The organism is Pseudomonas gessardii (assembly GCF_001983165.1).
Classification (GTDB): Bacteria; Pseudomonadota; Gammaproteobacteria; order Pseudomonadales; family Pseudomonadaceae; genus Aquipseudomonas; species Aquipseudomonas gessardii.
Genome location: NZ_MNPU01000121.1, coordinates 1 through 1,685, shown reverse-complemented (window position 1 = coordinate 1,685; position 1,685 = coordinate 1). Strand labels below are relative to the sequence as shown.

The 1,685-nt window shown below is 62.3% G+C and carries 1 pseudogene; it reads left to right on the top strand.

Annotated features, from left to right (window positions below):
* A pseudogene (locus tag BLL38_RS29870) lies at positions 1-1,685 on the top strand (type IV secretion protein Rhs); the annotation flags it as partial.

Below are 1,685 nucleotides of genomic sequence, written 5' to 3'. Positions count from 1 at the left end.
TTGGGGCGGATTCTGCGCCTGGATAACGGTGCCGGTCGCGCCCTGCTGTTGCGCTATGACCGTGGGCATATCGTGGCGGTGGACTACCAGGTGTTTCGCGTGGACAGCGAAGCGGACGACGCCTGGGTGACCGAGCAGAACCTGGTTGCCTACCGCTATGACGAAGACTGGCGACTGCTTGAGGCGACCAATGCCGTCGGCGAAAGCGAGCGCTATCAGTACGACAGCCTCTCGGTCATCACTGAACGACAGTTGGCCGGTGGGGCGAGTTTCTTCTGGGCGTGGGAACGGTCTGGCAAGGCGGCGCGCTGTGTACGGCATTGGGCCAGTTTTGCGCAGATGGATACGCGCTATGCCTGGGATGACAACGGCAGCGTCACCTTGCTGCACGCCGATGGCAGCCAGGAAGTCTACGTGCATGACCCGCAGGCACACCTGGTGCAGCGGGTTGATCCCGATGGCGGTAAGCACTTCAAGTCCTACGACGCCCAGGGGCGGCTGACGGTTAAGCAGGATCCCCTGGGCGCGATCACGACCTATCAGTACGACGAGGCTGGGCGCTTGGTCGCGCTGTTTCCTGGGGATGACGAGCCCACCTCCTACGAGCATGAGCATGGTTTCGTACGGGTCATGCGCCGGGGTGAGGCGGTCTGGAAGTACCAGCGCAACGATCAGGGCGCGATCACGCGCCAGACCGATCCAGACGGCAATCTCACCGAGTACAGCTACGACAAGCGCGGGCAGCTTTTAGCGGTTTGGTATCCCGACCACAGCTGTCAGCGCCTGACGTGGAACGATCTCGGGCAACTGATTGGGGAGCAACTGCCCAATGGCGGTGTGCGGCGTTATCGCTATGACGTGTTCGGCCGGCAGGTTGCCCGCGAGGATGAACACGGCGCGCTGACCCAGTATCAGTGGGACGCGGTGGGCCGCCTGATCAAGGTGGTCTTGCCGGGCGGCGCCACCCGCGAATTGAGCTACAACCCCTACGGAAAAATCACCGCCGAGCGCGATGAGTTGGGGCGCGTGACCCGCTATGAATATGCCGACGGTTTGCACCTGATCAGTCGCCGGATCAACCCCGATAGCACGGCGCTGCGCTATCGCTACGACAGTACCCGCCTGCTACTGACCGAAATCGAAAACGAGGCCGGTGAAACCTACCAACTGGCCTACCACGCCAACGGCCTGATCCAGCAGGAAACCGGCTTCGACGGCCAACGCACCGCCTACGTCTACGACCTTAACGGCCACCTGCAGGAAAAAACCGAGTTTGGCGATGATGACCGTCAGCTGATTACCACCTACCAGCGCGATCACGCCGGCCGCCTTATCAGAAAAACCCTGCCCGATGGCAGTACCGTGGATTACACCTACGACCGCCTCGGCAACCTCCTCAGCGTCGACGACGGCCACTGGCCGCTGCACTACGAATACGACAACCAGAATCGCCTGACTGCCGAACACCAAGGCTGGGGCACCTTGCGCTATGGCTACGACCACTGTGGCCAGCTCGAAACCCTGCGCCTGCCAGACAACAACCGCCTGACCTTCAACCACGACAAGGGCGGGCACCTTGCCACTGTCGACCTGAATGGCCGGACCCTCACCTCACACCTGTTCCAGGCCGGCCGCGAGCACCAGCGCCAGCAGGGCCAACTGCTCAGCCACTACCACTACGACGA